Annotated in this window: 19 protein-coding genes; 11 read left to right on the forward strand and 8 right to left on the reverse strand. The window is 62.6% G+C overall.

The window, feature by feature from the left end; genetic code table 11:
* Positions 1–6 precede the first annotated feature (6 nt).
* From CAF53_RS20015 to CAF53_RS20045, 7 genes are all read left to right on the forward strand, one after another.
* Positions 7–1,179 carry an acetyl-CoA C-acyltransferase gene (locus tag CAF53_RS20015; RefSeq protein ID WP_046764279.1) on the forward strand — a complete coding sequence of 391 codons (1,173 nt, stop codon included), beginning with the start codon at positions 7–9 and terminating at the stop codon, positions 1,177–1,179.
* The gene (locus tag CAF53_RS20020; RefSeq protein ID WP_100239338.1) at positions 1,179–2,186 is read left to right on the forward strand and encodes an NADPH:quinone oxidoreductase family protein; all 1,008 of its coding nucleotides are present in this window, start codon (positions 1,179–1,181) and stop codon (positions 2,184–2,186) included. Before CAF53_RS20015 ends, CAF53_RS20020 begins: the two co-directional genes overlap by 1 nt.
* 42 nt (positions 2,187–2,228) lie before the next feature.
* Positions 2,229–3,254 carry an NADP-dependent oxidoreductase gene (locus CAF53_RS20025; RefSeq protein WP_100239339.1) on the forward strand — a complete coding sequence of 342 codons (1,026 nt, stop codon included), beginning with the start codon at positions 2,229–2,231 and terminating at the stop codon, positions 3,252–3,254.
* A 65-nt stretch (positions 3,255–3,319) separates the two neighbouring features.
* Positions 3,320–4,222, forward strand: a complete 903-nt coding sequence (locus CAF53_RS20030; RefSeq protein WP_100239340.1) for an SDR family NAD(P)-dependent oxidoreductase — start codon at positions 3,320–3,322, stop codon at positions 4,220–4,222.
* Positions 4,223–4,265: 43 nt separating this feature from the next.
* A complete protein-coding gene (locus tag CAF53_RS20035) occupies positions 4,266–6,746 on the forward strand; it encodes a CoA transferase (protein ID WP_100239341.1) in 2,481 nt (826 codons plus the stop codon).
* A gap of 43 nt (positions 6,747–6,789) precedes the next feature.
* Positions 6,790–7,419 carry a glutathione S-transferase family protein gene (locus CAF53_RS20040; RefSeq protein ID WP_100239342.1) on the forward strand — a complete coding sequence of 210 codons (630 nt, stop codon included), beginning with the start codon at positions 6,790–6,792 and terminating at the stop codon, positions 7,417–7,419.
* Positions 7,420–7,487: 68 nt separating this feature from the next.
* A complete protein-coding gene (locus CAF53_RS20045) occupies positions 7,488–8,459 on the forward strand; it encodes a nitronate monooxygenase family protein (protein WP_100239578.1) in 972 nt (323 codons plus the stop codon).
* Between the two features lie 54 nt (positions 8,460–8,513).
* Here CAF53_RS20045 and CAF53_RS20050 read toward each other — a convergent pair whose 3' ends face one another.
* The 3 genes from CAF53_RS20050 to CAF53_RS20060 all read right to left on the reverse strand — a co-directional run bounded on the left by CAF53_RS20050 (position 8,514) and on the right by CAF53_RS20060 (position 13,397).
* A complete protein-coding gene (locus CAF53_RS20050; RefSeq protein ID WP_100239343.1) occupies positions 8,514–10,301 on the reverse strand; it encodes a CocE/NonD family hydrolase in 1,788 nt (595 codons plus the stop codon).
* Positions 10,302–10,477: 176 nt separating this feature from the next.
* The gene (locus tag CAF53_RS20055) at positions 10,478–12,718 is read right to left on the reverse strand and encodes a TonB-dependent receptor (protein ID WP_100239344.1); all 2,241 of its coding nucleotides are present in this window, start codon (positions 12,716–12,718) and stop codon (positions 10,478–10,480) included.
* A 199-nt stretch (positions 12,719–12,917) separates the two neighbouring features.
* Complete coding sequence (locus tag CAF53_RS20060; RefSeq protein ID WP_100239579.1) at positions 12,918–13,397, reverse strand: Lrp/AsnC family transcriptional regulator; 480 nt, start codon at positions 13,395–13,397, stop codon at positions 12,918–12,920.
* Between the two features lie 116 nt (positions 13,398–13,513).
* Between CAF53_RS20060 and alr the strand changes: the two genes are divergently transcribed.
* Together alr and CAF53_RS20070 are read left to right on the forward strand one after the other, a co-directional pair.
* On the forward strand, positions 13,514–14,641 hold the full coding sequence (gene alr / locus CAF53_RS20065) for an alanine racemase (protein ID WP_100239345.1): 1,128 nt from the start codon (positions 13,514–13,516) through the stop codon (positions 14,639–14,641).
* On the forward strand, positions 14,638–15,903 hold the full coding sequence (locus CAF53_RS20070; protein ID WP_100239346.1) for a D-amino acid dehydrogenase: 1,266 nt from the start codon (positions 14,638–14,640) through the stop codon (positions 15,901–15,903). The genes alr and CAF53_RS20070 overlap by 4 nt, the downstream gene beginning before the upstream one ends.
* Positions 15,904–16,086: 183 nt before the next feature.
* Here CAF53_RS20070 and CAF53_RS20075 read toward each other — a convergent pair whose 3' ends face one another.
* Complete coding sequence (locus CAF53_RS20075) at positions 16,087–16,593, reverse strand: MarR family winged helix-turn-helix transcriptional regulator (protein WP_046764412.1); 507 nt, start codon at positions 16,591–16,593, stop codon at positions 16,087–16,089.
* Positions 16,594–16,712: 119 nt separating this feature from the next.
* On the opposite strand from CAF53_RS20075, the gene CAF53_RS20080 reads away from it, so the two are divergent.
* The gene (locus CAF53_RS20080; RefSeq protein ID WP_100239347.1) at positions 16,713–17,612 is read left to right on the forward strand and encodes an alpha/beta hydrolase; all 900 of its coding nucleotides are present in this window, start codon (positions 16,713–16,715) and stop codon (positions 17,610–17,612) included.
* Between the two features lie 121 nt (positions 17,613–17,733).
* Positions 17,734–19,395, forward strand: a complete 1,662-nt coding sequence (locus CAF53_RS20085) for an FAD-dependent monooxygenase (protein ID WP_197707493.1) — start codon at positions 17,734–17,736, stop codon at positions 19,393–19,395.
* 79 nt (positions 19,396–19,474) lie between these two features.
* Here the strand turns inward: CAF53_RS20085 and CAF53_RS20090 are convergent, their stop codons facing one another.
* From CAF53_RS20090 to CAF53_RS20105, 4 genes are all read right to left on the reverse strand, one after another.
* Entirely contained in the window at positions 19,475–20,521 is a 1,047-nt protein-coding gene (locus CAF53_RS20090; protein ID WP_100239349.1) for an aromatic ring-hydroxylating dioxygenase subunit alpha, read from the reverse strand.
* 43 nt (positions 20,522–20,564) lie between these two features.
* Positions 20,565–21,599: an aromatic ring-hydroxylating dioxygenase subunit alpha gene (locus CAF53_RS20095; protein ID WP_100239350.1), complete on the reverse strand. Its 1,035-nt coding sequence runs from the start codon at positions 21,597–21,599 to the stop codon at positions 20,565–20,567.
* Between the two features lie 99 nt (positions 21,600–21,698).
* On the reverse strand, positions 21,699–22,622 hold the full coding sequence (locus tag CAF53_RS20100) for a fumarylacetoacetate hydrolase family protein (protein ID WP_100239351.1): 924 nt from the start codon (positions 22,620–22,622) through the stop codon (positions 21,699–21,701).
* A gap of 137 nt (positions 22,623–22,759) precedes the next feature.
* Positions 22,760–23,683 (reverse strand): LysR substrate-binding domain-containing protein, encoded by a 924-nt coding sequence (locus tag CAF53_RS20105; protein WP_046764292.1) that lies wholly within the window; start codon positions 23,681–23,683, stop codon positions 22,760–22,762.
* Positions 23,684–23,749: the final 66 nt, after the last annotated feature.

A 23,749-nucleotide genomic window follows, 5' to 3' on the forward strand; every position in this document is an offset into this window, starting at 1 on the left:
ATTATGATGCAAGATGCCGTTATCGTGTCGGCAGCACGCACGCCGATCGGGCGCGCCTATCGTGGGGCGTTCAACGCGACCCCCTCCCCCACGCTCGCCGCCCACGCGATCCGGGCCGCGGTGTCCCGCGCGGGCATTGATCCAGCGGAAGTCGACGACGTGCTGATGGGCGCTTCGATGCAGCAGGGATATCAGTCCACGATCGGGCGAACGGCGGCGATGCGGGCCGGTCTGCCCGTCAGCGTCGCGGGCATGTCGATCGACCGGCAATGCGCGTCCGGCCTGATGACGATCGCGACCGCCGCCAAGCAGATCATCGTCGACCGGATGAAGGTGGTCGTCGCGGGCGGGGTGGAATCCATCTCGCTGGTGCAGACGGAGGCGCTCCGGATCGACGAGGATCCCGAACTGGTGGCGATGGTGCCCGCCATGTTCATGCCAATGCTCCAGACCGCCGAAACCGTCGCGTCGCGCTACGGCATCGGCCGCGAGCGTCAGGATGCCTATGCCCTGCGTTCGCAGCAACGCACGGCTGCGGCCCAGAAGGAAGGCGCGTTCGACGAGGAGATCGTCCCGGTCGAAGCGACCATGACGGTCCGCGACAAGGCCACCGGCGAACAATCGTCGAAGCACGTCACGCTGACCCAGGACGAGGGTGCACGGCCAGAAACCACCGCCGAAGGTCTGGCCGCGCTCAGGACCGTAGTCGAAGGCGGCACGATCACGGCGGGCAATGCCAGCCAATTGTCCGACGGCGCGGCAGCCGTCGTGGTGATGGACGCCGGGCTCGCCGCCGAGCGTGGCCTGCGTCCGCTGGGCCGCTATCTGGGCATGGCGGTCGCTGGCACGGAGCCCGACGAGATGGGCATCGGCCCCGTGTTCGCGATACCGAAGCTCCTCCAGCGCTTCGGCCTGACCATGGACGATATCGGCCTGTGGGAATTGAACGAAGCCTTCGCGGTCCAGGTGCTATACTGCCAGGACAGGCTGGGCATTCCCGACGATCGCCTGAACGTGAATGGCGGCGCGATCTCCATCGGCCATCCCTATGGCATGTCGGGAACCCGGCTGGTGGCCCATGCCCTGATTGAGGGACGGCGGCGGGGGGTTCGCTATGTCGTCGTCACCATGTGCGTCGGCGGCGGCATGGGCGCGGCAGGGCTGTTCGAGATACTGTGATGAAGGCCCTGCTTTCCGTGGAGCCCGGTGGCCCCGAAACATTGAGGCTGTCGGACGTCCCCATCCCTGATCCCGGTCCCGGCCAGTTGCGCGTGCGCGTGCTGGCATGTGGGATCAATTATCCCGACGTGCTGGTCATCCAGGACAAATATCAGTTCCAGCCGCCACGACCCTTCGCGCCGGGCGTCGAGGTTTCGGGAACGGTGGATGCGGTCGGGGCTGGCGTGGAGGGATGGCGGCAAGGCGACAGCCTCATCGCCACCTTATCCCAATCCAGCGGGGGTCTTGCCGAATATGCGGTTTGCGATGCCAAGGACGCGTTCAGGATTCCCGAAGGACGGGATCCAGTAGAAGCCGCCGGGCTTCTGCTCACCTACGCCACCACCATACATGCCCTGGCGGATCGCGGCGACCTGAAAGAGGGCGAGACCTTGCTGGTCCTCGGAGCGGCCGGCGGCGTCGGCCTTGCGGCGATCGAAGTCGGGAAGGTCATGGGCGCTCGCGTCGTGGCCGCGGTATCCAGCGAGGAGAAAGCCAAGGTCGCCCTCGCCGCCGGAGCGGATGATGCCATGGTCTACGATCGGGCGCCGTTCGACAGGGATCAGGCGCGCGCATTGGGACAGGCATTCAAGGATTTGGCGGGGCCGGAAGGCGCGCATGTCATTTATGATCCGGTCGGCGGCGATTATGCCGAACCGGCACTTCGCTGCGTCGCATGGGAAGGCCGCTATCTGGTCGTCGGCTTCCCCGCCGGCATCCCCAGAATTCCCCTGAATCTGCCGCTTCTCAAGTCCTGCGATATTCGCGGCATTTTCTGGGGAGGTTTCGCCCAGCGCGCGCCCGACCATAACCGGCGCAACGTCATGCGCTTGATCGACTGGTGGAGCGCCGGCCGGATCAGGCCAAGAGTGGATCGGGTCTTCCCCCTTGCCCGGGGAGGCGAGGCGATCGCCAGGCTGGCGAGCCGATCCGCCGTCGGAAAAGTCATCGTCGCGATGGACGCCTGATGAAGAAGATGTCCTGAGGCGAACCGTTGGAGAAGCCCTATAATGAGCAGTAAATTTCAGGCGTGGACGCTGATCGCGCGACCGGAAGGGTTGCCGACCCGCGATCTTTTCGAGCTACGCGACTTTGAGGACGCGCCGCTCGCCGATGGGGAAGTCAGGGTTCGCAACGACTGGCTCACGGTCGGCCCGGCCATGCGGGTGCGGATGTCCGCGCAAACGCGCGGATATCTTCCGCCTTATGCGTTGGGCGCCCCGATACCGGGATGGGCGGTGGGCGAAGTCATCGCTTCGCGCGCCCCCGACTTCAAGCCGGGGGACATGACCCTTCACCAATTCGGCATGCGCGACTTCGGGCAAGGACCTTCGGCCGCGTTCGAAAAGCTACCTTCGATCGGTTCGCCCGAAGATTATCTGAACGCCATGGGATCGACAGGCTTCGTCGCCTATTTCGGATTACTGGAAATCTGCAAGGCGGAGCCGGGCGAAACCCTTTTCGTGTCCGGCGCGGCGGGTGCAGTCGGCAGCACGGCCGTGCAGATCGGCAAGGCCATCGGCCTGAAGGTTATCGCCTCCGCCGGCGGCAGCGACAAATGCGCGCTTCTCAGGAACATCGGGGCAGACGCCGTCATTGACTATAAATCACCCGGATCGCTGGACGAAAAGCTGGCGGCGGCCGCGCCCCAGGGCATCGATGCCTATCTGGACAATGTCGGAGGCGATCATCTTGACGCTGCGCTTGCCAACGCAAACCCGCGAGCAAGGTTCGCGATCAGTGGCATGATCGGCAGCTATAACCAGGACCAGGTCGCCGAGACGATGCGCCACCTCAACCGGATCGTGACGCAACGGATCCGGATCGAAGGCTTTCTGCCCTATTCCGACCGCGCCGACCTTCTCGTCGCATTCCGCGAACGGATGGCGGCGTGGATCGCGAAGGGGACGGTTCGCCCATGGCAGGAAGTCCGCACTGGCCTGGGAAGCGTACCGAACGCCATCCAGGACCTTTTCGCCGGAGGTTTCACCGGCAAACCCCTTATCCGCCTTCATGCCGACGTTGCGCCCCTGTGAAGGGGTTTCGTCGCCCCCATGCCGCCGCCGCAACCGGCGGGCATAGTCATTGCAAAGGATGATCCATGACAGCCTCCCGCATTTCCCTCTCCCCTCGCGTCGCTCTTGTCACGGGCGCGGGACAAGGGCTGGGGCGCGCCCACGCCCTCGCGTTGGCCCGGCACGGCGCCATTGTCGCGGTGAACGATCTGTCATGTGAGGATGCGCAAAGCGTTGCACAGGAGATTGTGGGATCGGGTGGACAGGCGATGGCGTGCCCTGCCAACGTCGCCGACCCGGACTCCGTGAACGCGATGATCGATAGCGTCATGACCCGCTATGGACGGATCGACATCCTCGTGAACAATGCGGGCATCCTGCGCGACCGGACCTTCGCGAAATCGACGATCGAAGATTTCCGCGCCGTGATCGACGTGAACCTTATGGGATCGGTCCACTGTACGCACGCCGTGTGGAACCTGATGCGGGAACGGCAATATGGCCGGATCGTCTTCACCACCTCTTCGTCAGGACTATACGGGAATTTCGGTCAGGCCAATTACAGCGCGGCCAAGATGGGGCTGGTCGGCCTGATGCAAACATTGGCGATCGAGGGGGAACGCCATGGCATTCATGTCAATTGCCTGGCCCCCAGCGCCGCGACGGGCATGACCAGCGGCCTTTACGACAGCGGCGACCTTGCTCGTCTCGGAAGCGGCATGGTGGCTCCCGCCGTGGTCGCGCTGTGCGCGCAAGAGGCGCCGACCCGCGCGATCGTCCTTGCCGGTGCCGGCCGCTTTGCCCAGGCCCATGTCACCATGACCAGGGGCACCTATCTCAACGGCGAGCAGGATATCGCAGCCGCTGTCCTTTCGCATATGGACAGGATCGGCGACCGCGACGGCGATCATGTGCCCGCATCCGGGCCGGAGCAGCACCAGATGGAGGTCGCGGGGCTGAAACACTTCGCGAATGTCCCCCTCATCTGATGCTCTTGCAGTCTTCATCCTTTGGCGTCGGAAATAATATGGCATGACCCGATATGGCGAAGGGTTTCTGAAGCCCTACAAAGTGCTCGACCTGTGCGATCATCGCGGCCTGTTGGCCGGCCATATGTTCGCGCAGATGGGCGCGGACGTCGTGCAACTGGAACCGCAGGGCGGCAACCCCGCGCGTCGGCTTCCCCCCTTCGCAGATAGCTGGCCGTCCGGGGAGAATTCGCTATTCTGGGCGGCCTATGCCGCCGGCAAGCGATCGATCGTCGCAGATCCCGGTGCGGAGCCCGCACTGTGGGACCAGCTCCTGCAATCATGCGATATCCTGATCGAGTCCGCCACGCCGGCCGGAGGTCGCCCCTCCTGGCTCGATCCCCGCGCGCTGGCGGAGCGCTATCCGCGCCTCATCCATATCTCGATCACCCCGTTCGGACTGGAAGGACCAAAGCACGACTGGCCGGACAGCGACATCACCCTTTGGGCCGCGGGCGGTCCCATGTGGCTGACGCGCAGCCATGACGACCGGCCGCTTCGCATCAGCGTTCCGCAATCCTATCTGCACGCCGGGGCGACGGCCGTGGGCGCCGCCCTGATCGCGCTCGCCGACCGGGTCAGGAGCGGAATGGGCCAGCATGTCGATCTGGCCGTTGTGCAGACCCTTCCACAATGCACGCTCGGCGCGGTGCTGGCGGAGGGCGTGGGGCATGACGACTTCGTGCCGCGCCCAAGACCCGGCGGCGAACCCGTACTGGACCTGAGCGGCAGCGGATCGGTGACGCGAAAGTCCAAATGGCCGCTGTCCGACGGAATGGCCGAGTTGCACCTGGGCATCGGACCCGCCGCCGGCCCGGCATCCAACAAGCTGATGGCCTGGATGCGCGAGGAAGGCTGGTATCACCCGATCTACAGCAACTGGGACTGGAGCGGGCTGCACGAGCGGATCATCGGCGGGGAGATAGGCAGCGCGGACCTCGATTCCGTCCGCTGCTGGGTGCAGTCCTTTCTCGACACGCGGCGCAAGGATGAACTGGTGGAGGTCGCGATCCGCCGCGGCGTTCGCATCGCGCCGATCCTGACCATCGCTGATCTCATCGACAGCCCGCAATTCGCGGCGCGGGACTTCATGGAGACCATCGAGGGCCCCTGTGGCCCCTACAAGACGCCCGGAGCCTTTGCCCGTGGCTGCCCCGACGCTTTCGTCCCGCCTTCCCCGGCGCCCCGGCTGGGCGAGCACGACGCGGAAGTCCGCCGCCAATGGACGGGCCAAGTGGCGGCTCCCGCGCCGGTCCCCGATTTCGGCGAGGCTGGTGATGGGCCGCTGGCGGGGCTGAAAGTGCTGGATCTTGCCTGGGTCGTGGCGGGACCGCTGGTCGGCCGCACCCTGGCCGATTTCGGGGCGACCGTCGTCCGGGTCGAATCCTCGCGCCGGGTGGAAACCGCCCGTGTCATAGGACCGTTTCCGAACGGCGATCATGACGTGCAGCAATCCGGGCTGTTCGAAACCTGCAATGCGGGAAAACTGGGACTGTCGCTCGATCTCTCCAAGGCTGCGGCGCGCCAGGTCGTTCGCGACCTCGCACAATGGGCCGATGTCGTCGTCGAATCCTTCACCCCCGGCCAAATGGCCAAATGGAACCTGTCCTATGACCAGTTGCGTGACGTGAACCCCGCACTGGTCATGGTCAGCACGTCGCTTTCGGGACAGGATGGACCTCATGCGCATTATTCCGGCTATGGGAACCATGGCGCGGCGCTTTCCGGCTTCCAGCATATCGTCGGCGAACAAGGCGGCCCTCTGGTCGGCCCTTACGGCCCCTACACGGATTTCATCGCGCCACGGTTCGGGCTGACTGCCCTGCTGGCCGCCCTGGATCATCGGCGGCGCACCGGGAAGGGATGCCATCTCGACATATCGCAGATCGAGGCAGGCGTTCAGTTCCTGGCGCCGCAGGTCGCGGCCCATTCGGTGACAGGCGCGGTGCAGGCGGCGATGGGCAACAGAGACGCCGCCATGGCGCCCCATGGCGTGTTCCGTGCGGCGGGCGACGATCAATGGATCGCCATCGCGGTGGAAAATGACGCGCAATGGCGGACATTCGCGGAGTTGATAGGCGGGGCGGCCCTGGCCGCCGACCACCGCTTCGCGACCGTGGAAGCGCGCCACGGCCATGTCGAGGCGCTTGAGCAGATCGTCGAGACGTGGACGAAGGACCAGAATGTCGAATGGCTGGAGAAGAGTTTGTGCCTGCGCGCCATCCCGGCCCATCGGGTCCAGTCCATCTACGGACTCGGCGCCGACCCGCAAATGCGCGGTCGCGAGCATCTGATCCGCATCGACCACCCCCTCTCCGGGACGACCATGATAGAGGCGGCACCGTTCCGGATGTCGCGCACGCCTGCGCGATACGCGGTCTGTGCCCCACCCTATGGCCGCGACAACGACCATGTCCTCGCCGAAATACTTGGCTACGGGAAGGACAGGCTCGAAGCGTTGGCGGAAGCGGACGCGTTGATCTGATGGCCAGCCGAATCACGACGCGCCAACGGCACGAGGAATCGCTGTGATCGAATTATATCATTGCGACGGCGCGCGATCGTTTCGCGCGCTCTGGATGCTGGAAGAGCTTCACCTCGAATACAGGCTGCACATGCTGCCCTTTCCACCCCGGTTCCGCGCGCGTGAATATCTTGAGATAAACCCGTTGGGCACCATCCCGTTCATGATCGTGGATGGGACGGGGATGAGCGAGTCCGCGGCGATCGTGCACTATCTGGCCGATACGAACCCGGAGGCAGGATTGTCCGTCGCTCCGGTCGATCCTGCCTATCCCGATTATCTGAACTTCCTCCACATGGGCGAAGCGACACTGACTTTCCCGCAGACGCTCTACCTGCGGTACACCGTGCTGGAACCGCAGCATCGCCGCAATCCACAGGTCGCGGGGGATTATCGACGCTGGTTCTTCAAACGGCTCGATGGCGCGATGCGCATGATGGCGGGACGAGACTATGCCTGCGGGGATCGCTTCAGCGCGGCGGACATATCGATGGGCTATGCCATCAAATTCGCACGCGCCCTTGGCCTGGGCGACGATCTGCCACCACCCGCCGTCGACTATTTCACACGGCTCGCGGCGCGCCCGGCCTATCGGCGGGCCCTCTCGATCGAGCAGGAGAACGCCGTGGAGTGACGGAAACCTCCACGCTCTCGCTGCGCACCAGGCGGCGCCTCACACATTCACCAAGCCGGGACATCACAATGCAGACGCGCATCACCCAATTATTCGGTATCCAATATCCCATCATGCAGGGCGGCATGCACTATGTGGGCAAGGCCGAACTGGCTTCGGCCGTGTCTGAGGCCGGCGGCCTGGGCATACTCACCGCGCTGACGCAGCGGACGCCCGCCGATCTGGCGGCCGAGATCGATCGTTGCCGCGCCATGACCGACAAGCCCTTTGGCGTCAATCTGACATTCCTGCCGGTCGTGAACGCTCCCGACTATCCTGGCTATGTGCAGGTCATCCTGGACAAGGGCGTCCCGGTCGTGGAAACGGCCGGCAACAATCCCGTCGAATATCTGCCGATGCTGAAAGCGGCGGGGGTGAAGGTCATCCACAAATGCACCGCGATCCGACATGCGTTGAAGGCACAGGCCATCGGCTGCGACGCGGTGAGCGTCGATGGCTTTGAATGCGGCGGGCATCCGGGCGAGGATGACGTGCCGGGCCTGATCCTGCTGCCTCTCGCTGCGAAGGCATTGTCGATTCCGTTCATCGCGTCCGGCGGCATGGCGGATGGCCGGTCGCTCGTCGCCGCGCTCGCGCTGGGCGCCGACGGCATCAACATGGGCACCCGCTTCGTCGCGACGCGGGAAGCACCCGTGCATGATCGGGTCAAGCAGGCGATCGTGCAGGCAGGCGAACGCGACACCCGGCTTATCATGCGCGCCCTGCGCAATACGGAGCGGGTCTTGCGCAATCCTGCCGTCGACCGGATTGTCGACGTGGAGCTGGCCCTCGGCGACGATGTGCGGTTCGAGCATATCGCCGAGCATGTCGCCGGCGTCTATCACAGGGTAATGGTCGAAGGCGAGGTGGAGTCAGGAGCCTGGAGTTGCGGCATGGTGGCGGGGCTGATCGACGACGTGCCCACCGTCAGGGACCTGATCGACCGCATCGTCGACGAGGCGAGAGCCATTGCAACGGAGCGCCTGAAGGCCGTCTTCTGACGGCACCGCGAGCAACATCGTGCGGCCGCCGCCGCGCGACGCCGGCGAGGTCGCTCAATCCGTCGCCGGGATGATCGGCAGCAAAATGCGGGAAGGATGCGCATCGTCGTGGAGCACATGCTGATGCGCGACCTTGGCGTCGGCCAAGGTGCCGCCCCATTCATCCCAGATATTGAGGTTCCGCGCCCAACGCGGGAAACAGCTGCTGGTGACGTCCAATCGCAATCGGTGCCCCGCCTTGAACAGGTTGCTCGTCGGCAGAAGTTCGATCCGCAGCAGATAAGGCCGGCCGGGTTCCAGGGGCGCTGCTGAAGCGAGACCCTCCGGATCGTCGCGATACCGGGCGCGAAGGATGCCATCGGTGATGAGGCGCGCGGTCCCGTCCGGATGAACGTCGATCAGCCGGGCCACGAAATCGGTGTCGACCACGTCCGTCATGATCCACAACTCTACCCAGGGCGTGCCGGTGACCTCGATATCCTCCAACAGGATATCGGACCTGTAGACCAATATGTCATCGCGCTTCCCGATCGCATTCTGGTCGCTGCCCCCCGGCACGCAGGTCACGCCAAACACGGCGCCGCCGCGCGTCGGCACGGGGTCGGCCGGATCGTAGATGAAACTGTCGGGTGCTCCCCCTGCGCCCGGCCGGGTCGACAGGGTGCCGTCCCCTCCGCTGGAATTGGCGCGACCGCCGCTGGAGAGATACCAGGGCGACACCTGAGTGCGCGCGATCGGCCATTCATATTCGTCGCGCCACCTGTCCGCGCCCATCACCCAGATTTTGACGGGCGCGTCCGTGTCGGCACCCTCATCCAATGCCGTGAAATAACGGGCGGCCAGCCCCATATGACCAAAGGGGTTGAGCGCCTGGATCGCGGCCGAGCCGGGCGAAATCCGTTCGCCGGTCATCTTGCCCTGGGGATGATGCGCCCAGGGACCGACGATCAAGCGGCTTTTCGTCCGCGCCGCATCGCTACCCCCCCTGGCGCGCATCCCAACGAACTGATCGATCGAACCCCTGATGAATATGTCGTACCACCCAGCGACGACCAGCGCCGGAACGGTGATAGCCTCATAATCGTTCGCCCGCATCGTCGCGGCCATACATGGGGCATTGTTCCCGTCCGCCAATAGGTCGAAAAGCTGGCCGCCCAGCGCGCTGCTTGCCACCGGCTCGAAGCCGCTGAGCGGAAGATGGACGTAGCCATGGTCCCGCGCCAAGGCTTCGAGCGAGGCACTCGCCCGTGCGATCGCCTCGCTCCTGGCTTCCGGAGAGTCCCACTCGCGGCGCAGAATGGCTTCGAGCCCGATCATCGTCCACCAATAACCGTTCAGTTCAAGTTCGAGAACGCCGCCGCAATAGATGAAGGACCGCTTGAACGGCCCCACCGGGACGATCGGATTGATGGCATGGAGCGAAGGCGGGCGTTCGGCGGCCGCCGCCCATTGCACGAAGCCGAGATAGGAAGGCCCGCTCATATGGACCTTTCCATTGGAATAGGGCAGCGCAGCCGCCCATTCGATCGCTTCCGCGCCGTCCCTCCCCTCGTCGACCCAGGGACGGAAATCCGCTCCGCCGTCCGATGTCCCCCGCCCCCGCACATCCTGGATGATCGTCACATAACCATGCCGGGCGCCGTGCGTCAGGTCTGTCGTGAAGCCCGGCGCCACGGCTTTGCCGTAGGGCGTCCGCGCGAGGATGACAGGCCACTGCCCCTCACCTCCCGGCCGGGCGATATCCGCCCGAAGAACCGTTCCATCGCTGAGCCGGCACGGCACGTCATAGTGGATGATGACGTCCTGCGGCACTGCAGGCCGGTCGGCGGATGGCATATTCATGAAAAACCCCGGCAATGTTGCACCGTCATCATCCTGATCCAAGGACGTCTCGGCCTGTACTCGAAAGGTCGCGCTCCGCCGAACGCCGAAAATCCCGGCCGGCAAGGCATGGGCTCTTCATGCAGCTTAGCCGACCAGGATCTTCCGTCACACAAATCCGAAACGTTCACGCTCCACTAGAAATGATAGCCAAAGGACATGCCCAGTTGACGCCCCGGCTGATATTGGCCGAGCGCGAGGGAACCGATGATCGAAGACACGACGATGACGTTACCCTTCACCTGCTCGTTCGTTACATTCTTGGCGAAGAGGCTGCCCGTGAAGCGTCCGTCTTCACTCTCATAGTTCAGGAACAGGTTGAGCTTGCCCACCGCCTTCTGCGAGGAGATGGGAAGGTTGAACTCGGTGAAATATACGCGCGATTTCCAGTCGTAGCGGGCGCCCAGCGTGACCTTCCCCGACGCCAGCGGAACATCGTAATAACCGCCCAGGCTGCTGGTATATTTCGGCGACTGGGGCAGCGCGTTTCCGGACAGGTCCAGCGAACAGGGAACCGTACCGACTCCCGTCCCCGGATCGCAACTATTGGGCCGGGAAGAATCCGCTGTCCGGAACTCATCGAAGGTCGCATTCAGATAGGCGGCGGACCATTCGATCCGCAGCGCATCGTTCAGGCGAAGCGATGTTTCCAGCTCCGCGCCATAGACCGTCGCCTTGGCGGCGTTGGTGACGGAGGAGGAGACACCGACGATCTGGTTCACCTGCAAATCGTCATATTTCATGTAAAAGATCGCAAGGTTGGCCTGCAAGGCCCGATTGAAGAAGTTGCCCTTCAGTCCGGCTTCATAGTTTGCGTTCGTCTCGGGCCTGAACGAAGGTGCCAGCGTACCGGCGGAATATCCGCCGCCTTTGAACCCTGTCGAATATTTCAAATAGCCATCGAGCGTTTGGTTGAACGCGTAGGACGCACCGATTTCATAGGTCAATCTGTTCCAGCTCGACGATGAAGACTGGAGCGTCCCTCCGTTGATGAAGTTGTTGTACTGCACGATCGATTTCTTGTCGTGCGTGTATCGCAAACCGGCGAACAGTTTGAAGTCCGGCGTGAACGCATATTGCGCGCGCCCGAAAGCAGCATAGGACGTCGTGATCAGCGGAACCGCGCCGCCGAACACCGTTATGTCGTTGAGGACGACGCCGCCACCCAACGGCGCCTCGGCAATGGGAACCTCGATCGCCTGCTCCAGACGTTCCCGAAAATAGTTCGCACCCAGCAGATAGGTGAACGGCTTGGAATTGTCCGAGGTGTAGATCAGTTCGTCATAGGTCTGCCGGGCCTTGTTGGTGAAGGAGGCATAAGTGTCCTCCGCGGCCGTGCCGTCGCCGTCCGACACATTGACGAGCTTTGAGTCGGCGTAGGACAGGAGCGCTTTCAGATTGCCGCCGCCAAGAGCCCAGTTGAGGGTGAGGTTGGTGTTGAAGGAATGCACCTTCCGATAATTGATGTTCGCGAACACTTCCCGCTTGCCGACATCGCCGCGCGACTGGCCGATGAGGATGGAGGGCAGCGGGATGGTCGGATCGGGTGTTCCCTCAAGGAAACTCGCCGGCCCGTTCGAATCGTCATTCGCATATTCCACCAGCAGGCGCGCATCGAACATGTCCGACGGCTTCCACTTGATCTGGCCGCGCACCGACTGGTTCTTGGCATCGTCCAGGCGGTTCGGCCCATTGGGAAGGAGGTTACGGGTATAGCCGCGATTATAGCTTTGCTGGGCCGCGACCCGACCGCTCAGAGTACCCGATTCATTGAGCGAACCGTTGATGAAGCCGGAAAGCTGGAACAGGGCGGGATCGACCCCCGCCGTCAGATCGACACCATAATGGGTTTCAGCCGTCGGCTCGTTCGGCACCACGTTGATCACGCCGCCCGTCGCATTGCGCCCGAACAGCGTGCCCTGCGGACCGCGCAATATCTCCACCCGCGCGAGATCGAGGAAGGTGGCGAGGGTCAGGGACGGCTGACCGATGTAGGCGCCGTCCGCGTGAATGGCCACGCCCGAATCCTGGCCTGCGTTGATCTGCTGATTGCCGATACCGCGGATCGTGATGTTCGAGGAATTATAGGAATTGCCGATCTGTATGTTCGGGCTTGGGCCGACAAGGTCGTTGAGGCTCTTCGTCTGCGCCGCTTCCAGCTTCTGTCCCGCATAGGCAGACACGGCGATCGGCGTTTTCCGAACCGTATCGCTTCGGCGTGACGCGGTCACGATGATATCACCCAGGCTTTGCCCGGATGCATCCCGCGCGTCTTGCGGTGCTTCGCCATGCGGACGCGCTGGCGACATTGTGGTCTGTGCGATCGCCGCGTGCGACACGAATGCCCCGCAAATGGCGACAAAATAGGAACCTCTCATTTTCCCCTCCTTATCTTGTGCCCCTTTTTAGAAGCTTTCCATGTTCCCCCGGAATGATGGTTCCTTACAAAGGGCGGGTGTTATTTTCACGCAGCGTCGCGGTTTGCAGGATTGACAACGGGAAGGCACGATTAAGCCGAAATTTATCACATGATTTCAGTCCACCGCTCGGCGGTCACTTTGACGAACCGGATCGGCCCTAAAATCGCTTACCTCTTTTCGATCGCGGTGGGCCCAGGGCGTCACGCATGGCGATGCTGCTGTTGATACGGGTGACGCCGGGCATTCGGGACAATATCTCGCTGTGGATCGCCTCATAGGCGGTGACGCTTTCGGTCCGCACGCGCAGCCAGTAATCCACCCCTCCCGTCATCAGGAAACATTCGCGGATTTCCGGACATTGCCGCACCGCATGTTCGAAACGGGCGAGATAATCTTCGGTCTGGCGGTCCAGCGTCACCTGCACCAGCACGTCGACGGCACGGCCTTCCTGCTCGATGGGCGCGGTGACGATGGTATAGCCGCGGATGACGCCGGCATCCTCCAGCAGGCGGATGCGGCGGTGGCAGGCCGAAGGCGACAGACCGACCTCCGCAGCGATCTCAGAATTGGGTCTGCGGGCGTTCAGGCGCAGCAGGCGGATGATCGAGCGATCCGTGGCGTCGAGCGATTCTGACATTTGTTCGATTTCCTGTGAATGATCATCCAATAATTCGCCATAAATAGATTATTCTTCGAATATATGGGAGCCCATTCGTATAGCGTCGCGATAGCTTTCCGGCGAGGGGAGGCATCATGTCGTCTATCGATACTGCCGGAGCCGTGCTGCGCATCGATCTGGAAGCGCTGGCCGAAAATTATCGGATCATCCAGCGCCAGGTCGCGCCCGCGACGGTCGCGGGGGTGATCAAGGCCAATGGCTATGGTCTGGGCGCCGAGCATGTCGCGGCCACGCTGATGGATGCGGGATGCCGTCATTTCTTCGTCGCATTGCTGGGCGAAGCGGTAGCGCTGAAGCCGGCCTTGCGGGACGGCGTTTCGCTGTTCGTGCTCAACGGCCTGCAACCGGGGGCGGAAGGTGATTGCGCGGCAATCGACGCGATCCCCGTGCTGAACTCCCTCGATCAGATAGTGCGCTGGGCGCGGCAGGCACGGACGCTGGGGCGGCGCCTGCCTGCCGTGCTTCAGGTCGACAGCGGCATGTCGCGGCTGGGACTGTCACCGGAGGAAGTCGCAACCCTTGTTGCCGAGCCTGAGCGGCTGGATGGCATCGACCTGAAGCTCCTCATGAGCCATCTGGCCTGCGCCGACGATCCCGACGCGGCGTTCAACGACGAGCAGCGCGAGAATTTCGAGGCCCTGGCCCGGCATTTCCCCGATGTGCCACGCGCGCTGGACAATAGCGGCGGCGCTTTCCTGAAGCGCGGGCATTTCGACCTGGTGCGGGCAGGGATCGCACTCTACGGCGGGGCGCCGCAGGGCTCCCCCAATCCGATGCGCGCCGTGGTCGCGCTGGAGGCGCGGATCACCCAGTTACGCAATGTTCCCGCGGGTGCGGGCGTCGGTTATGGCCTGACCCATGGCTGCGACCGGCCCACGCAGATCGCGACCATTCCGGTGGGCTATGCCGACGGCTGGCCGCGTCATCTGAGCAATGTCGGCTCTGCCTTCATCAAGGACATCAGAGCGCCGATCATCGGGCGGGTGTCGATGGACAGCATCACGCTGGACGTGACCGATGTGCCCGACATCTTGCTCTATCCCGGCGCGCCGGTGGAACTGTTGGGACCGCATCAGACGATCGACGCGGTCGCCGACGATGCCGGGACCATTGCCTATGAAATCCTGACCCAATTGGGGCAGCGCTATTGCCGCGTGGTGGACGCGGCGGCTGTCCCCCATAAGCGGAGCATCACAGCATGAAGGTCGTTATTCTCGGCAGCGGCGTGATCGGCGTCACCTCCGCCTGGTATCTGACGCAATCCGGGCATGAAGTGACGGTGATCGACCGGCAGGATGGCCCGGCGCTCGAGACCAGCTTCGCCAATGCGGGCGAGATTTCGCCCGGTTATGCCTCGCCCTGGGCGGCGCCGGGAATACCGATGAAGGCGCTGCGCTGGCTGTTCATGAAGCATGCGCCGCTGATCCTGCGGCCGCAGATCGACATGGCCATGCTGCGCTGGATGGCGGCGATGCTGGGCAATTGCAATGAGCGATCCTATGCGATCAACAAGAGCCGGATGGTGCGGCTGGCGGAATATAGCCGCGACCGGCTGATAGATTTGCGGCACGAGACGGGCATCGCTTATGATGAGCGGTCGCAGGGCACGTTGCAACTGTTCCGCGAGCAGAAGCAGTTGGACGGCATAGCCAAGGACATTGCCGTGCTGAAGGCCGACGGTGTGCCCTTCGAAGTGCTGGATGCGGCGGGCTGCATCGCGGTGGAGCCGGGGCTGGCGGGCAACGGCGTGCCGTTGGCCGGTGGGTTGCGACTGCCCAATGACGAGACCGGGGATTGTTTCAAATTCACCAATGCGCTGGCCGATATGGCGAAGGCGAAGGGCGTGACCTTCCTCAACGGGCGGACCGTCGGGCGGATCGCGGTGAAGGACGGCCGGGTCAGTCATGTCGAAACCGACAAGGGTCATATCCATGCCGACGCTTTCCTGGTGGCGATGGGAAGCTATTCGCCCTTGATGCTGGCGCCGCTGGGGATCAGGCTGCCGGTTTATCCGGTGAAGGGCTATTCGATCACCGCGCCGATCGTGGAAGAAACGCGAGCGCCGGTGTCGACGCTGCTCGATGAAAGCTACAAGGTCGCGATCACGCGGCTGGGCGACCGGATCAGGGTCGGCGGGATGGCGGAGCTGTCGGGCTATTCCAAGGGTCTGCCCAAGGCGCGGCGGGATACGCTGGAATATTCTGTGGGGTCGCTGTTCCCCGGCGCGAGCGATCTGTCGCGTGCCAGTTTCTGGTCCGGACTGCGGCCGATGACGCCGGACAGCACGCCGGTGATCGGGGCGACGAAAATCCCGAACCTGTTCCTCAATACGGGCCATGGCACATTGGGGTGGACCATGGCCTGTGGGTCGGGCCATGTGATCGCGGACATCATCGGCGGGCGGAAACCGGCCATCGAAACCGCCGACCTCGCCATCAGCCGCTATTCGGCATCGACCGTCTAGATTAGGGTGTGTGGCAGCGTCAGCCGATGAGGCGCGCTTCTCTTCTGGCTCCTCGCAGATGCAAGGAGCCAGAAGCGACTTCAAATTTCTGTATCTTGGCCAGTGTCAGGGCGTCCTCCCGGCAATCGCCATGAACTGCGCGATCTTGATCGACATGAGCGGGACGAAGCGGCGGTAACGATCCTATTCTTGCTCATCGACGACAGGTCGGGCCTGTGTCCGATAGGTCGCATCTTGCGCGATCCAGCCAGGGGTATCCAGCCGAATGGGCGTGGAACCCACAAGCCTGGCCAGAATTTCTTCGAGTTTCCGAAGGTCGGCGCTGCCGATCTCCTTTTCCCATTGGGCCCGCAATTCCTCGAAAATCGCCTCGCCCTGCTTCATCATGGCATGGCCGCGCGGGGTGACTTGCAGGCGCTTGCGCCGTGATACCCCGGCGGTTTCGAATGAGACATAGCCGCGCTGTTCCAGCATCGCGACCGTCTTGGCCGCCGCCTGTTTGGTCACCGCCAGCCGACGGCCAAGTTCAGACGCGTTGCCCGCGCCCCCCGCGATCGCCCGGAGTGCGAATTCATGGGCGGGCCGCACATCGTCGAACCCGCGCCGGGACAGTTCGGCGGTCGCGGCATCGGCCATCGAGCGAAAACCACCAAGGAGAAGCAATGCGAGGTCTGCGCCGGATCGAGCCATCGCCCCAAGCATAAGGTGGCAGCAGAAAAAGACAATATAGTTGTCGAAAAGCCATAGACAACGACAACATGGTTGTCTATTTAAAAGGACAACCATGTTGTCTAACGCGGAGACCCTCCATGCCTATCGAGCCCATCGGCAGAACGCTGCCCGGCGTCACCCATCACCGCATCGCCGTTAACGGAACCGAGCTTCACTATGTATCGGCGGGGAGCAGCGGATCACCCATTCTGCTGGTCCACGGATTTCCCGAAAGCTGGTGGGCGTTTCACAAACTTCTTCCCCTGCTGGTGGAAAAGCATCGCGTTTTCGCCGTCGACCTGCGAGGCTTCGGTGATTCCGATTGCGCGGAAGCCGGGCATGACAGCAGGGTTGCCGCGGAAGATCTTCATGCTCTGGTGCAGGCGCTGGCTGTTGGGCCTGTCCATCTGACCGCTCAGGATATTAGCGGTGGGGCCGCTTTCCGCTTTGCCGCCACCCATCCGGGCGATCTTCTCAGCTTCACGGCGATCGAAATGGGTCTGGCCGGGTTCGGGCTGGAAAATTTCGCCGATGTCGCCAAGGGCGGTGCATGGCATATCGGCGTCATGGCGGCTCCCGGCATTCCGGAAATGCTGCTTGCCGGGCGTGAAAAGGCGTTTCTTGGCGACTTCATGTTTCCCGCAATGTGCGCCACGCCGGACGCGATCGGGGAGGAGGATATTGAGGAATTCGCCCGCGGCTATACGCGGCCGGATGGCTGGAGCGGCGCGGCAGGCCTTTATTCCTCCATGCTGAAAGAGGGCGGCGAGATGGTGGAAATCGCGCAATCTCGAACGCTGGCCGCACCTGTCCTTGCCGTCGGCGCGGGCGGCGGCGGGTTCACCGCGCACACCATGACGAACGCCGCGCCCGGGCAGCAAATCCGCTCCGTCTTGTTGGAGGGGGTTGGCCATTATGCGGCGATGGAGGCGCCTGAAAAGGTGGCGGATGCCCTCCTGGACTTCATAGAGGGCGTCGAAGCGGGGAAATTTTCCTGAATGCATCCTCGCGGACGCACCAGATGATACTCGGCAAAGATCGGATAGCCATTTTTGCTATCCTCCTAAGCCGCGTGTTCCATCGTAGAAACGCCGGTAGAAACAGGACAGGATTATTGCGGTGGAGAGTGGGGATATAAATCCGGCGGTCATCATTGTCGGCGCCGGTCCATCCGGGCTCTCGCTGGCGGTCGAGCTTGGAAGCCGCGGCGTCTCATGCCTCGTCGTCGAAAGGAACGATCGCACCGGCTATGCGCCCCGTGCCAAGAACTGCAATGTCCGCACCCGGGAGCATTTCCGTCGCTGGGGCATTGCCGAACGTCTGGCTGACGCCGCCCCCTTCGGCATCGATTACCCGGCCAATGTGCTGTTCGTCACGCGACTTGGCGGTCATCTGATCACCCGTTTCGAAGATGCGTTCGACGGCAATCGGAAGCGTGACCATCGCTATTCGGAACATGCGCAGTGGATCCCGCAATATAAGGTCGAAGCCGTGTTGCTGGAACATCTGCGTTCCCTGCCCTGCGTGACTGTCGAATTCGGGCAGGAACTGGTGAAGATCGCGCAGGACGGCTCAGGCGTTTCCGCACATGTCCTCAATCTGGAAACCGGCACCATGCGCGAGCTTTCGGCTCAATATCTGGTGGGAGCGGACGGCGGCCGCAGCACCGTGCGCGAGCAGGTCGGCATCAGGATGGTCGGGGATTACGGGCTTTCGCGAAACAACATGACCATCTTCCAGGCGCCGGGCCTGGCGGACGCGCAACCGCATGGCCCCGGCATCCAGATATGGCAGTGCAACGACGAAGCGCCCAGCTTCATCGGGCCGATGGACACCGACGATCGCTGGTTCTTCGCGCCGACCGGCATCGCGCCGGATGCGGTGTTTTCCGAGGAGGATGTGCTGGGCATGATCCGGCGGTCCACCGGGCTCGACCTGCCCTATAAAATCCTGAGCAACGAAATCTGGACGATCCACCGGCTGTTGGCCGAACGCTATTCCAGCGGCCGGGTGTTCCTGACCGGCGACGCCTGCCATCTCCATCCACCCTTCGGCGGCTTCGGGATGAACATGGGCATATGCGACTCCGTCGACCTGGGCTGGAAGTTGGCCGCCACAGTGCAGGGCTGGGGCGATTCCGCCTTGCTCGACACCTATGAAATGGAGCGCAGGCCAATTCACCATTATGTGCTGGACGAGGCGGAAGCGAACCACAGCCTGGCGCCCAATCAACTGGCGCGTGAAGGGATCGAGGAGGATTCCCCACGCGGCGAGCAGGTGCGCCAGGAAGTGGCGGAACTTATCTGGGCGACCAAGCGGCCCGAATTCTACAGCCTGGGCGTCGTGCTGGGCTATCGTTACATGGACTCACCCATCATCGTCGAAGAGACCAGCCCGAAACCCTGGAACAAGGCGATCGATTATACGCCGTCAGCCGCGCCGGGCAGCCTTGCCCCGCATCAATGGCTGGAAGACGGCAATTCGCTTTACGATCATTTCGGGCAGGGCTTCACCATGCTGGTACTCGCGCCCGAGGCGCGGGCCGAAGCCGGGAAAGCGAGAGAGCAGGCCGAGCGCCTCCATATACCCTTCGAGATGTTCGAGACGTCGGACAAGGCGGTGATCGACCTTTATCAACAGCCGCTCGCCCTCATACGCCCCGACCAGCATGTCGCCTGGCGCGGAACCACGGTTCCCGATACGCTGATGTCGACCGTCACCGGCCATATGTTCGGACGAAACCGCAAGGGTCGGGCGCAGCTCACCCAAGCCGCGTCATAAGGGTTGGCGGCGAGCACGCAAATCCCCCCCTCGCCGGATGTCTCACCTGCCGTTCCGACGGCGACGAGACATTCGCGGGTCACTGCAAGGCCGACTCCATCGCTTTCTTCTCCGCTTCGACAAGACGGCGATAGATGCGGCGGGCGCGGGTCGAGGCATTGTCGATCGAAATCAGGGCCGGACCGCATTCGAGAAGATCGGCTTTGCCGATCCGCGCCTGCTGCGCCTCGATCATAGGCTTGTCCTCGCCCCCGAACGCCATCGCCAGCCCGGCGGCGATACCCTGGTTATATTCCGCATCGTCGGTGCGGTAATTGCGTGAATTACAATAGAAATAATGCGTCGTCGTGGCGGTTTCGGGCGTCATGACATGCGCGTTGCGTGTCACGATCTCCACACCGGCCATGCCATTGGCCGAGGTCAGAATGCCATCCAGCAGCATGACGCCCGAAGGATGCCAAAGAACCTCCGTCGTCATATCCACCATCATGTCGGGATCCGGCAGTTCCGGTTGCCAGATCGGTATGGCCTTCTCGTTCTTCGCCGACCAGCGGACGAAAACAGTGTCTCCCCGCTCTTCTACCTTCACGCCCGCGCGCGTGAAAGACCCGCCTCCCAGAGTTTCCGCATGCAGATAGTCGCCGTGGCTGAGGTCGAGAATATTGTCTTCCAGCAAGCGATGGTCCGCCGCCGTCGGCATATATCCCCCACTGAAAGCGTGCCGCGGCGCGCTATCGGCAAAGGACAGGTCCGGAATAGCATCCTCATCCGCGCGATCCTGTTCCCCCATCCAGATCCAGAGCGCCTTGTGGCACTCCGCCAGGGCATAGGCTCTTACCGCCAGCGCGGTCGTGATGGGGCCGTGGGGGTTATGGATGCACCGCCCCGTATTGCCGTCAAATGCCAGGCCATGATAGCCGCAACGCACGATATCCCGCTCGATCCGTCCCATGCTGAGCGGCGCGAGGCGGTGGGCACAGCGGTCGACGAGAGCCCGCGCTCTGCCTTCTCCATCGCGCCAGAGAAGGAGTGGCACATCTATGATCGTTCGGGTGAGGTTCGAACCGGGCGGAAGTTCATCCGCCCAGGCCGCCATATACCAGCAATTTCTCAGCCACTCGGCCATTCGCTCTTCTCCTGCTCATGCCGGTCCGGAAAAGGCCTAAGGATCAGTTCCGCGCTTCCTCGGCAGCGATCATCCTCGCCAGCACCTGACGAGCCCGCCCCCCACCGGCGTCGCCCGGCAGCAATATCGGCTGGAGCGACATGAAGTCGGCGTCGCCGATCATGGCCTGCTGCGCCTCTATCACCGGCAGATCCTCCTCGAGGAACGGGCTGCGGACAGCCTCCGTCTGCTCATCGGCGCGTCGCTGCGCGCCCTCCCCCATGCTTCTGGGACAGCACATCCCATAGAAATAATGCGTCGTCTTTTCGGTTTCCGGGGTGAAGAAATGGACGCTGGGTGCCTCACGCCCCTCCTCGCGCGGTCGGCCGGTCGGCGTCGCCCCACTATAGAGTTCGATCAGGGCCGGCGCCTGCCAGCGGCAGTCGAGCCAGCGGTCGGCCGGCGCCCCCGGCTTCAGAAAGAATATCTCCTCCAGAAAGGAAGGCAGGCTGTCGTTGCTGATGAACCGCTTCGACCAGACGACATCGCCTTCCTGAGACGAGGATGTCTTGCCCCGCCGGACCGCCTCGGTGGAAAAGAGCGGGTGCAGGAATTCGATATGGCTGAGGTCCATGATATTGTCGGACTCCAGCTCATAATGGGCGTTGACCTTGAGGTAGCCGTGGCCGACGGCATAATCGTCCGGCTCCAGGACCGGAAAATCGGGCACGGCGGCAGGGTCTGCCCTTTCCGGATCGCCCATCCAGATCCAGACGATGCCGTATTTCTCCGTGGTCGCAAAGGCGGGCACCCTCGCCGCCTTGGGGATCGCGCCGTTGCCCTGCGGGTTGAACATGCAAGCGCCATCCGCACCGAAGCGCAGGCCGTGATATTTGCACTCGACGGCATTGCCGACCTGCTGGCCGATGTGGAGCGGGGCGAAACGGTGCGGGCATCGATCGCCAATGGCATGGATCTGCCCATTCTCGTCGCGGAAGAAGAGTATATGCTCACCGATGATCTGGCGATGAAACAGCTTTCCCTGCTCGATCTCCTCCGGCCAGGCGGCCATGTACCAGATATTTCTCAACGCCCGCATTGCTATCTCCCTGCTGGCTCTGGCTCTAGCCGCCATGATCGAAACCAGTCCCGTCCAGCTTTTTCATAATGAAGAGGCGCCATCCAGCGCCTCTTCCCATTACACCGGTTCGCTTGAAAGCAGTTTTTGGATTCTGCTTTCCTCCAGATCGGGAAATCTCTTGGCCCTGCTCTCTATGACCTTGTTCTCGATCGCGCCGATATTCTCGATCTCGCACCGCACGACATCGCCCGGCTTGAGATGCATTTGGGGAATCATGGCGTGACCGACACCCTCGGGCGTTCCGGTCAGATAAAGGTCGCCCGGTTCAAGCTCGAACGCGGTCGAGAGATATTCGATCTGCTCCCAGATAGAGTAGATCATATCGCTCGTATTGCTTTTCTGGCGCAGTTCGCCGTTCACATAGCAACGCAATTCCAACTTGTGCGGATCGCCGATTTCGTCAGGCGTCACGATCCAGGGACCGATCGGGCCGAATGTTTCGAAGGATTTGCCGATCGTCCAGGTATTGGCATGCAACTGCCAGTCGCGAGCGGATACGTCGTTCGCCACGAAATAACCGAATATGTGGCCCGGCGCCTCCTCCGGCGATACATAGCGGGCCGCCTTGCCGATCACGAAACCCAATTCCACCTCATAATCGAGCTGCTTGGTGACGCCGGGATCGATGTCGGCATGGGGCGGAGACACGCAATTGGTCGCCTTGTTGAACCAGACCTGAAAGCGGGGTGGCATCACGCCCAGGCGTACGCCCTCCTCGGCATGTTTCTTGTAGTTCATGCCGAGCGCCATGAAATGGCCGGGACGCTCGATCGGGGCAAGCAATTTCACGCCTTCCAGCGCAACCGTTGGCTGAGCGGTGGCCAGCTTGTCGGCAAGCCTGGCAAGCGCCTCCGGCCCAGCGGCTGCGAGCTGTCGCATCTCGACGAATTCGGGAAGGAGGTCGGCCATGCGAACGATCCCATCACCGGATACGACACCGATCACTGGCTGCCCGTCTGCCTCGAAGCGTAACAGTTTCATGCGTAAGCTCTCCTCGTTTATCTTACAGGGTTCGGATCGCTTGTAACGGATCCGCTCGATAACGAGGCGATCAGAAAGTGGGCGCGCTGATACCTGTACCGGTTCTGGTTTCCGGCACTCGCATCATGAACGGCAAGCTAAAGATCCTGCATCTGCATGTTCAACGTATAATTGTGCGCGGCCTTTCTGATGAGGTCGCTCAACCGCTCGGCAAGCGGCGTGAGGGGCAGGCCCAACCTGTATACGAGGCAAATCGGATCGGAGGATAGAGGCGGAATATTTTCCAACGGCGCGCAGAATTGGGCGATCGGCATCAACTGGAACATCTGATCGGGCAGGAAGGTCAGCAGATTCGTATTGGCGACCGTCAGCAAAATAGACAGCATCGAAGAGGATTCGACCGCCACCTTCGGCAGAGGCAATCCCCGCGCGGTGAAGATTTCCTCCAGATCGCTTTCGGCGCTTCGATCGTCGAGCGAAGGGCGCACCCAATTGGCGCCGACCAGATCGTCGAAGCTCTTCGCATCCAACAAGGGATGACCTCTGCGAGCCGCGATGCGGCGATCATGTTGCATGAGAAGCTCGACGGTAAATCGTTGGGAAATACTGTCCTTCTGTATCGAACCGATCCAGAAATCGAGCGTGCCCTCCAACAGTTTCTGCTCGACCGGCTTGAACAAAGTCACCTGCATCTTGGTGACCGCATCCGGATATTGGCGGTTGAACGTGGAAATGGCCGGCGGCCACAGCGTCATGCAGGTCAGGGGCGACAGGCCGATCGACACTTGACCGGTATAGTCGCCGGCCCATTGCGACACTTCTTCCTTGGCGCGCTGGATTTCGCTCTGGACGCTCTCGATCCGGCGCACGAACCTTTCGCCCACCGGCGTCAGCGTCGCGCCTTTGGAATGACGCTCCAGCAGAACCTGGCCCAGTTCATTTTCCAATTCCCTGATGCTTCGTGTTATGACGGGCTGCGCGATGTTGAGATGCCTGCTCGCCGCGCGGAGGCTGCCAGTCTGAACAACGGCAAGCAGATCCCGGAAATGGGTGAGTTTCATGTCTTCTCCCCTATGTCATTTTCGTCATTGATACTGATTCGCTGAACGCAATGCGAGTTTTAAGTT

The organism is Sphingobium sp. LB126 (assembly GCF_002795205.1).
GTDB classification, from domain to species: Bacteria; Pseudomonadota; Alphaproteobacteria; order Sphingomonadales; family Sphingomonadaceae; genus Sphingobium; species Sphingobium chungbukense.